Consider the following 8,580-nt stretch of genomic DNA (forward strand, 5'->3'; position numbering starts at 1 on the left):
GAGTGATCGCGATCCTCGGTGCCGGCCCACTCATCGCAGCCATCCGAGGATGAAAGCCCGGACCCTTTGGGCCTTGCGCTGTCGGGTCCGTCCAGTCCGCAAACGCGTTCTCACACAGCCTCCACCCGCTGCGGACTTCGCAGGTGGGTACAAGCATCAGATTTGGATCACTAGGCAGCCGTCCTCTCCTCGTCCACGCCGCCCGCAGCCTTCAAGCAGGCCTCGACCGCCCCGCGCAACGACGACACGTAAGCGTCGGCCCCGACCTGCCGGCCGAGCGCGGCATCGGTAAGCACCCCCTCGCCCACGGGCCAGAGCCCCACGAGCACCGGGACGCCAGGGGCCCGCCGCTTGAGGCGTTCGAGCAGGTAGCGCAGGTGCGACGGGTTGCCGGTGATATCGAGGTAGGAGATGCAGACCATCGCCACGCCGGACAGATCGAGGTCGCGGATGCCCTCGCGCGAAGCGGATTGGTAGGCGGTGACGCGGGCCCCGAGCCCATGCTTGCGCAGGAGTTGCGCCAACATCGCCGAGGAGGCCTCGTCTAGGGGGCCTCGCCCGGCAAGGCATAGTACCGGTGCCTTGCCGCGCCACGCCTCGGGCAGATCGTCCCGGGCGGCGGCCTGGCCGGGGACGGCCTCGGTCTTCGGATGCGCGCGCTCGGCGAGCGACGGGGTGTCATTCGGGTTGACCGTCGCATCCTTACCGGCGGGCTCGACGTCGGGATGGTCCTCGAAGTCGTCGACCAGGGACCGCGCCGACGCCCGGATGTTCTCCAGTTGCGCCGGTGTGACCACGCCGCGGGCGTAGTCGTTGGCGGCAAGCTGCAGGCCCTTTAGCGCGACTTCGTCGTAGTACGACGACAGTGAGCGCTCCTTCAGCATGGCCTCGCCGAGGTCGCGCGCCTCGTCCGGGTCGCCCGCCAGCATGCGCTGGTAGAAGTTCTCCACCGGGGTCAGCGGCGGCCGGTCGCCGAGCAGGATATCGAGGAACTCCAGGCTGTCGACGTGGCGCCCGAGAACGACGAGGCAGACGGTGAACGGGGTCGCCAAGATCAGGCCGATGGGACCCCACAGGAAGCCCCAGAACAGGGTCGAGACGATCACGGCGAACGGCGAGAGACCGGTGGAGTGGCCGTAGAGAAGCGGCTCGATGACCTGCCCGAAGATCGGTTCGGCAATCAGGAACAGGGCGGCGGTGGCGATGACCATGCTCCAACCCGGGTCCACCGCGGCGGCCAGGGCAACGGGCAGGATACCGGAGATGAAGGCGCCGATGTAGGGCACGAAGCGCATCAGCGCCGAGAATACCCCCCACAGGAGCGGGTTGGGCACGCCGATGAACCACAGGCCGACGCCGACGATGATGCCGAAGGCGGCATTCATGCCGAGCTGGGCGAGGAAGTAGGTCCCGAGGCGACCGGCGGCGTCGTCCATCGCCACCGTCGTGCGGTGCAGATCGCTCGATCCGAACAGGCGGATCATGCGGTTGCGCAGGTCCTCGCGCTGCAGCAGCAGGAACACTACGACGACCAGCACGATGCCGACCGTGGTCAGCGGCTCGAAGATCGGACCGAGCACCTTCTCGGCGAGTGCGAGGGGGGAGATCTCCGGGTCCTGGACGCGGACCAACTGCGCCTTGGGCGTATCGCCTGCGGCCCCCGTCGCGGCCGTGGTTCCCGACGCGTCCGCCTTCTGCGTCGCGTCGTGGACCTCGTGGCTGAATTTCTGGATGACCCTGTTGGCCTCGCCGAGCCAGCCCTGCTGCAGCCCCGCGAACTTCTTCGAGACCGTGGCTTGGTACTGAGGCAGGTTGCCGGCGAGCCCCGCCACCTGCGTGCCGATGAGCGCGCCGATGCCGCCGATGACGCCCAGCGCCAGCAGCACCGCTACTATGACGGAGGGGACGCGCCCGAGCTTGATCCGCCGGAGCAGGTTGACCACCGGGGCGAGGACGAAGCTGAGGAGCACAGCCAGGACGAGGGGGATGAACACCTCGCGCCCGAAGTACAGCGCGGCGATCAGCACCACGCCGACGGCCAGCGTGAGCAGGCCGCGAAGGCCCGGCACCAACGGCGGCGGCACCTGGGCGGGCGGGCGCAGGACTACGGCGTCATCGCTCGGCATACGGCATCCCTCGGCACGCCCGTTCCGTACGGCGCACCGCCCGATAACGTCGCCCGGGGCGATTGGTCCCGGGAATCCCGTATCCCTCGCGGGCGATCGTTCGGTGCCTGGGTCGGGACACCTCCCATCCGGCGTGTTACGCTCCCGATCTTGGCCCGAAGTCGTCGTACGCGAGGTCATCCCCGGGGGGCGATCATGAAGGCCAAGGCCACCCCTTCGGCATCGTCGCGTAAGGTCCGACGCCCGCCCGGTCGCGATCCCGAACCGTCGACGGTACGGACGGAGGGCGGCCACGGCCGTGAGCAGGGACCTGTCGCGACGGACGCCAACCGCTCCGAGCTCCGTCAACTCGTTGCCGGGATGAGCGAGGGCGTGATCCTCGTCGAGCCGGACCAACGCATCGCATGGGCCAACGATGCGGCCCTGGCGATGCACGGCGTCGCGAGCCTCGACGACCTAGGTTCCACGGTGGATGTCTACCGGGCACGCTTCAGCCTGCGCTACCGCAACAACCAGGCGCCGGGTCGCTATCCCATCGAACGCGTCGTCGACGGCGAGACCTTCCGGGACGTCGTGGTCGAGGTCCGGCATGCCGACCGTCCGGGCGTCGACTTTGTCCATTCCCTGCGCAGCCTCGTCGTCACCGACGCCGGGGGCCGCCCGACCTTCCTCGCGTTGATCATCAAGGACATCTCGGCGCAGTTCGAGGCCGAGGAGCGCTTCGAGAGCGCGTTCAACGCTAACCCGGCTCCAGCCGTGATCGTACGCCTGTCCGACCTGCGCCTGGTCCGCGTGAACGCCGGGTTCCTGGAAATCACCGGTTACGGGCGCGACAAGGTCCTCGGGCGAAGCGTGTACGAGGTCGATCTCCTCGCCGATGCGCACGGACGGGAGAAGGCGCTCGAACACCTCAACGCCGGCGAGCCTATCCCGCACCGGGAGGCATACCTGAAGCGACCCGACGGCGGGACCCATGCGGTCATCGTCGCGGGCCAGCCCATCGAGATGGGCGACGTCGCCTGCATGCTGTTCACCTTCGCCGATCTCGAACCGCGCCGCACGGCGGAGACCGCGCTGCGCCACAGCGAGGAGCGCTTCGCCAAGGCGTTCAGGCTCACCCCGGTCCCGACCGTGCTGACCCGGGCGTGCGACCACACCGTGACCGCCGTCAACGAGGCTTTCGTCCGGGTGTTCGGGCGCGGCGAGAAGGAGACCATGGGGCGGACGGTTGCGGAAACCGGGCTTTGGGTCGACGACGCCGCGCGCGAACGCTTCGACTTGACCCTGGCGAGCGAAGGGTCGGCGCTCGGCGTCGAGACCTGCGTGCGCGACGGAAGCGGTGCGTCCCTCGACTGCCTGGTCTCGGCCGAGCGCATCGTCATCAACGGCGAGGATGCAATCCTGGCGGTCCTGCAGGACATCACCGAACGCAAGCGATCCGAGCGCGAGCTGTACTCGGCCATCGAGACGGTGATGACCGACGCCTCCTGGTTCAGCCGCGGCCTGGTCGAGAAGCTCGCGGTCCTGCGCAATCCCGGCGAGGCAGGGAAGTCCGCGATGCCGGACCTCACTGCCCGCGAGCGTCAGGTGCTCGACCTGATCTGCCGGGGGGACAGCGACAAGGCCATCGGCCAGGCGCTGAGCCTGTCCGGCAGCACGGTGCGCAACCACGCCGCCGCGCTCTACCGCAAGATCGGCGTCAACCGCCGCACCCAGGCCGTTGGCTGGGGGCGCGACCACGGCTTCCCGGCGGCCTGACCAGTACATAAAACACTCGGACCGGTACGTTTCGACGATTTGTTCAAGCCTGCACACACGCCATCTTACCCAACGACGCACCAGGGCGTCGATTGGGGACCGAATGGCTGAGGAACCCAACCCGACGCTCGAACAGGTCAAAGCCTCGGTGCGGGACGCACTGAGAAAGCTTACCGGTGATCCGGGGTCCGAACCCACGCTCGGTCCGACGATACCGGAACCGAAAAGACGAAAGATCCGCAAACCGAAGACTGCTTCCGACTGAACGATGCGCTTTCCCGCTCGGACGATGAAAGTCTTCCATCGGTCGGATTTCACCGAGAGCATGTTAATCGACGGAACATCGTAGTCACGAGACGCTTGTCGCGTATCGGGACCGTCCGCCGAGCGGACCACCATAGGCCGGTGCAACGGTGAGCAACCGTCGCGCCGCGACCGCGACGCCCGACCTAAGCCCACATCCCATCCCCTTCCGCGTGGCTTCGGCACCGACCGACCACGCATGCCCGGAGCCCGACCATGTCCATCCTCGCCTGGATCGTCCTCGGCCTGATCGCCGGCTTCATCGGTAGCAAGATCGTCAACAACAGCGGCCAGGGCCTACTCGTCGACATCCTGCTCGGCGTGGTCGGCGCCGTCGTCGGCGGCTTCCTCTTCAACCAGTTCGGCCAGCCCGGCGTCTCCGGGGTGAACCTCTACAGCCTGCTCGTCGCCGTCGTCGGCGCCGTGATCGTGCTGTGGCTCTACCACGCCCTGGCCGGCCGCCGCCGGGTCCTCTGACCCGACGCACCCCTTCCGCCGACCCTTGGCCGAAGACCGATCCGACCACTCCCGACGAAAGAGTTCCCACGATGGCCTTGTCACCCGATACCACCCGTCCGGCCTACGACCGCGACCTACCGACCACGAGCCTCGCCACCCCGGCCGAGGACATGCGCACGATGGCGCTGCACTCCGTCTCCTGGGGCGCGGTGATCGCCGGCGCGGTGATCTCGCTCGTCGCCCAGGTCATCCTCAACATGGTCGGCCTCGGCATCGGGCTGTCGACCGTCGACCCCGCCGGCAACGGCACCCCGACCGCGGGCAGCCTGTCGTCGGGCGCAGGGATCTGGTTCGTGATCTCCGGCATCCTCGCCGCCACCGCTGGCGGCTGGCTCGCCGGACGCCTCTCGGGCAAGCCGGCCAACACTACCACCGCCTACCACGGGCTGCTCGCCTGGGCGGTCTCGACGCTCGTCGTCGTGTACCTGCTGTCCTCGGCCGTCGGCGGCATCGTCAGCGGCGCGTCGAGCGCGGTGTCGAGCACGCTGGGCGGCGCCGGCAACCTGATCGGCGGCTCGGTGAAAACCGCGGCGCAGGCCGCAGGTCCCTCGCTGCCCGGCATGGATAACCCGTTCTCGAACATCGAGAGCAAGGTCCGCAACGGCACCGGCAACGATCCCGAGGCGCTCAAGAACGCCGCCGTCAGCGCCATGCGCGCCGCCGTGACCGGTGACGCCGCCCAGCAGAAGGACGCCCAGGAGAAGGCTGCCCAGGCCTTGGCCAAAGCGCAGAACATCCCGGTCGAGCAGGCCCGGACCCAGGTCGCGGACTACACCAAGCAGTTCAACGATACAGTCGCCCAGACCAAGGAGCAGGCCAAGCAGGCGGCTGACACCGCCGCCCGCGTCGGCTCTCAGGGCGCGCTTTACGGTGCCCTGGCGCTGATCCTCGGTGCGCTGTCGGCCTTCTTCGCCGGCCGTGGTGCCGCCGTCGACCCGGTGCTCACCCGCACCGCCCCCGCCGCCACGACCCAGCGTCGGGTCTGATGGTGAGCGACCCCGCCGCCATCGAGCCGCGTCTCCTCGGGACGCAGGTCAAGCCGGCGACGGAGGTCGCCGTCGGCGAGAGCGTAACGCTCCCGCTCATCGCCGAGACCGCCCGCATCGACAAGCGGGCGGTGGAGACCGGACGGGTGCGGGTCTCGACCCGCACCGAGACCATCGACCAGGTCCTGCGCGAGACCCTGCGCAGCGACATGGTCGGGGTCACCCGGGTGCCGATCAACCGGACGCTGGCCGTGGGCGAGGCGCCCCCGGCAGTCCGCGAGGAGAACGGGGTGACCATCATCCCGGTCCTGGAAGAGATCCTCGTCGTCGAGAAGCGCCTCGTCCTGAAGGAGGAGGTGCACGTCCGCCAGACCACGGCGGGCGAAGACGTCGAGATGCCGGTGACGCTGCGCAGGCAGCACGCCGTGATCGAACGCGTGTCCCCCGAGGGGCACGTCACGGCTCTGCCCCACGCACTGCCATCGGAGATCGAACCATGACCCAGACCATCACCGCCATGTACGACACCTACCCCGAGGCGACCGCCGCCAAGGCGAAGCTCGTCGCCCTCGGCATCCCCGAGGTCGGGGTCCGGATCCTGTCCGGCAGCGAGGCCGGTACCGGCACCGCCACGACGCACGAGGGTGGCATGTGGGGCTCGCTGAAGGAGTTCTTCATGCCGGAGGACGACCGCCACGCCCACGCCGAGGGCCTGCACCGCGGCGGCACCATGCTTAGCGCGACCGTCGAGGACGGATACGCCGAGCGGACCTACGACATCATGGAAGAGCACGGTTCGGTCGACATGGACGAGCGCGAGGCGTCGTGGCGCAAGGAGGGTTGGACCGGGCAGGCGACCGGCGCGCCGGCGATGGCCTCCGCCCCGGCGACTGCGACCGTCGCCACCGGTCTGCATGCGACGGGGAACACCGAGTCCGTCGCCGCCCACGGCACGGCCCAGGGTACCGAGTACATCCCGGTGGTCGAGGAGCGCCTCAACGTCGGCAAGCGCATGGTCGACAGCGGCCGCGTCAGGGTGCGCTCCTACGCCGTCGAGAAGGCCGTGAGCGAGAACGTCACCCTGCGTGACGAGACGGTGCACGTCGACCGCCGCGTGGTCGACCGGGCCGTGACGCCGGGCGACATGGCCCTGTTCGAGGACAAGGTGATCGAGGCGACTGAGATGCGCGAGCAAGCGGTGGTCTCGAAGGAGGCCCGCGTCGTCGGCGAGGTCGGCATCCGCAAGGACGCGACCCAGCACGTCGAGACCGTGACCGACAAGGTGCGCCACACCGAGGTCGAGGTCACCGACGAGCGCGGCAATGTCGAGCGCACCGGCACGACCGGCACCACCACCGGCACCGTCCCGCACAAGCCGGTCTAAGCCTCGTCCCGGGGGCGGCCGCCGGCCGTCCCCGTCCCGCTCCTACGTCCCCCCATGTCATCGGACATAATCGATATGTTCTTCTGTCGCATCCTCGCACTGGCGGCGCTCGTCGTTTTGCCGACCGTGCACGTCGAGGCCCGTGACCTTGGCGTTTCGGAGGACGCGCTGCGGTTGGCCTGCACCGGCGACTACCTCCGGCTCTGCGCCGGCATCGACCCGAACGGAGACCACGTCGAGGCCTGCTTCCGCGCCAAGATGACAAAGGTCTCGGCCGAGTGCCGGTCGGCCATCGCCTCGTACCGGGGGGCGCCCGATGGGCGCGGGTCCCGACAGGCCGAGGGCAGCCAACCCTGATGGCGTACCTACGCCCCGAGCCAGGAATGGACCAAACCCAATGATGACGGAAAACAACGGTTCGCTGGTCGCGGTAGCCGACGAAATCGAAACCTCGGGGATCAAGCTCCCGGGGGCGACCCCGGATGGTATCGAGGCCCAGTTGCTCAACGTCGACGCCTCTCGCGGCGTGGTCGGCACCATCATCCACATCAAGCCCGGCGCCGAGATCCCGGCTCACTTCCACAGGAACGGGGCTGAAGCCCACTACGTGCTGGAGGGAGACCTCGTGGACGCGGGTCGCAGCCTCGGGCCCGGAACGTACCTGACGCACGCGGCCGGCGTCGTGCACGGTCCCCACGCCTCGGTCCACGGCTGCAAGGTCCTGACGATCCAGGCAACCGAGGTCGGCTCGCAGGGCTACGACTTCAACCTCGCGGAGCCCGACGCTACCGCCGACGGGCCGGCCGACTCTTCCGCGAAAACTCCGACGGACCCCATGCCGGAGCGTGAGACAACGCCCCCCGACATGGCCCTGGAAGAGGTTGCGACTGACGACCGTCCGGAGACGGAGAAGCTCGGACCGACCGACGACAACCCGACCAACCCGACGACCGGCTAGGCACCGCCACCTAGCCGCCGTGAACGGCATACATGACACAGGAGACACGCGATGAGTGACGGCTTTCCCTCCATGACCGCCTTGCTCGGCCTGCTCGCCGTGGCCGGGTTCCAGAACAAGGACAAGATCGCCGAGATGCTCGGCGGCCATGCGGCTTCCGGTTCCGCGTCCACCCACGGACAAGCGGGCCTCGGGGGACTTCTCGGTAACATCGGCGGTGCGCTCGGCGGCGCCGGCGTCGGCAACGTGCTCAGCGGGGGACTGGGCCAGTTGGTCGATAGCTTCCGTCAGAACGGACACGGCGCGGCAGCGGACTCGTGGGTGAATCACGGCCCCAACCACGAGATCGCCCCGCCCCAGCTGCGGCAGGCCATCGGTCCCGACGTCATGGACGCCCTGTCCCGCCAGACCGGCCTCTCGCACGACGAACTGCTGTCCAGGCTCTCGCGGGAGCTTCCGTCGGCTGTCGACCGCTACACCCCCGACGGCAGGCTACCGGCGCACTGACGCCCAGCCAGCCGTTCCAGCCCCCCTTCACCCCGGACC

At 68.9% G+C, this 8,580-nt stretch carries 8 protein-coding genes and 1 pseudogene; 8 read left to right on the forward strand and 1 reads right to left on the reverse strand.

All coding sequences use genetic code 11. The annotated features are described in order from the left end of the window. Window positions 1-170: 170 nt before the first annotated feature. Window positions 171-2,126 carry an AI-2E family transporter gene (locus FV223_RS13540; protein ID WP_147727541.1) on the reverse strand — a complete coding sequence of 652 codons (1,956 nt, stop codon included), beginning with the start codon at window positions 2,124-2,126 and terminating at the stop codon, window positions 171-173. 327 nt (window positions 2,127-2,453) lie between these two features. Between FV223_RS13540 and FV223_RS13545 the strand changes: the two are divergent. The 8 genes and pseudogenes from FV223_RS13545 to FV223_RS13580 form a co-directional block, all read left to right on the forward strand. Further along, window positions 2,454-3,884 (forward strand): annotated as a pseudogene (locus FV223_RS13545) (helix-turn-helix transcriptional regulator); the annotation flags it as partial. 519 nt (window positions 3,885-4,403) lie between these two features. Beyond that, entirely contained in the window at window positions 4,404-4,664 is a 261-nt protein-coding gene (locus FV223_RS13550) for a GlsB/YeaQ/YmgE family stress response membrane protein (protein WP_147727543.1), read from the forward strand. A 71-nt stretch (window positions 4,665-4,735) separates the two neighbouring features. Beyond that, complete coding sequence (locus FV223_RS13555) at window positions 4,736-5,692, forward strand: PhnA-like protein (RefSeq protein ID WP_147727544.1); 957 nt, start codon at window positions 4,736-4,738, stop codon at window positions 5,690-5,692. Further along, on the forward strand, window positions 5,692-6,192 hold the full coding sequence (locus FV223_RS13560; protein ID WP_147727545.1) for a YsnF/AvaK domain-containing protein: 501 nt from the start codon (window positions 5,692-5,694) through the stop codon (window positions 6,190-6,192). Before FV223_RS13555 ends, FV223_RS13560 begins: the two co-directional genes overlap by 1 nt. Continuing rightward, window positions 6,189-7,076: a YsnF/AvaK domain-containing protein gene (locus FV223_RS13565; protein ID WP_147727546.1), complete on the forward strand. Its 888-nt coding sequence runs from the start codon at window positions 6,189-6,191 to the stop codon at window positions 7,074-7,076. Before FV223_RS13560 ends, FV223_RS13565 begins: the two co-directional genes overlap by 4 nt. A gap of 75 nt (window positions 7,077-7,151) precedes the next feature. Next, a complete protein-coding gene (locus tag FV223_RS13570; protein WP_246689677.1) occupies window positions 7,152-7,433 on the forward strand; it encodes a hypothetical protein in 282 nt (93 codons plus the stop codon). Between the two features lie 40 nt (window positions 7,434-7,473). After that, window positions 7,474-8,034: a cupin domain-containing protein gene (locus FV223_RS13575; RefSeq protein ID WP_187276138.1), complete on the forward strand. Its 561-nt coding sequence runs from the start codon at window positions 7,474-7,476 to the stop codon at window positions 8,032-8,034. Window positions 8,035-8,085: 51 nt separating this feature from the next. Continuing rightward, the gene (locus FV223_RS13580; RefSeq protein WP_147727548.1) at window positions 8,086-8,541 is read left to right on the forward strand and encodes a YidB family protein; all 456 of its coding nucleotides are present in this window, start codon (window positions 8,086-8,088) and stop codon (window positions 8,539-8,541) included. The last annotated feature ends 39 nt before the right edge of the window (window positions 8,542-8,580 follow it).

It is taken from the genome of Methylobacterium sp. WL116 (assembly GCF_008039455.1).
In the GTDB taxonomy this organism is placed as follows: domain Bacteria; phylum Pseudomonadota; class Alphaproteobacteria; order Rhizobiales; family Beijerinckiaceae; genus Methylobacterium.

Bases quoted from the DNA above. Each gene is read 5' to 3' on its own strand.
- FV223_RS13550 (WP_147727543.1), top strand. From the start codon at position 4,404: ATGTCCATCCTCGCCTGGATCGTCCTCGGCCTGATCGCCGGCTTCATC.
- FV223_RS13580 (WP_147727548.1), top strand. From the start codon at position 8,086: ATGAGTGACGGCTTTCCCTCCATGACCGCCTTGCTCGGCCTGCTCGCC.
- FV223_RS13540 (WP_147727541.1), bottom strand. From the start codon at position 2,126: ATGCCGAGCGATGACGCCGTAGTCCTGCGCCCGCCCGCCCAGGTGCCG.
- FV223_RS13570 (WP_246689677.1), top strand. From the start codon at position 7,152: ATGTTCTTCTGTCGCATCCTCGCACTGGCGGCGCTCGTCGTTTTGCCG.
- FV223_RS13555 (WP_147727544.1), top strand. From the start codon at position 4,736: ATGGCCTTGTCACCCGATACCACCCGTCCGGCCTACGACCGCGACCTA.
- FV223_RS13560 (WP_147727545.1), top strand. From the start codon at position 5,692: ATGGTGAGCGACCCCGCCGCCATCGAGCCGCGTCTCCTCGGGACGCAG.
- FV223_RS13575 (WP_187276138.1), top strand. From the start codon at position 7,474: ATGATGACGGAAAACAACGGTTCGCTGGTCGCGGTAGCCGACGAAATC.
- FV223_RS13565 (WP_147727546.1), top strand. From the start codon at position 6,189: ATGACCCAGACCATCACCGCCATGTACGACACCTACCCCGAGGCGACC.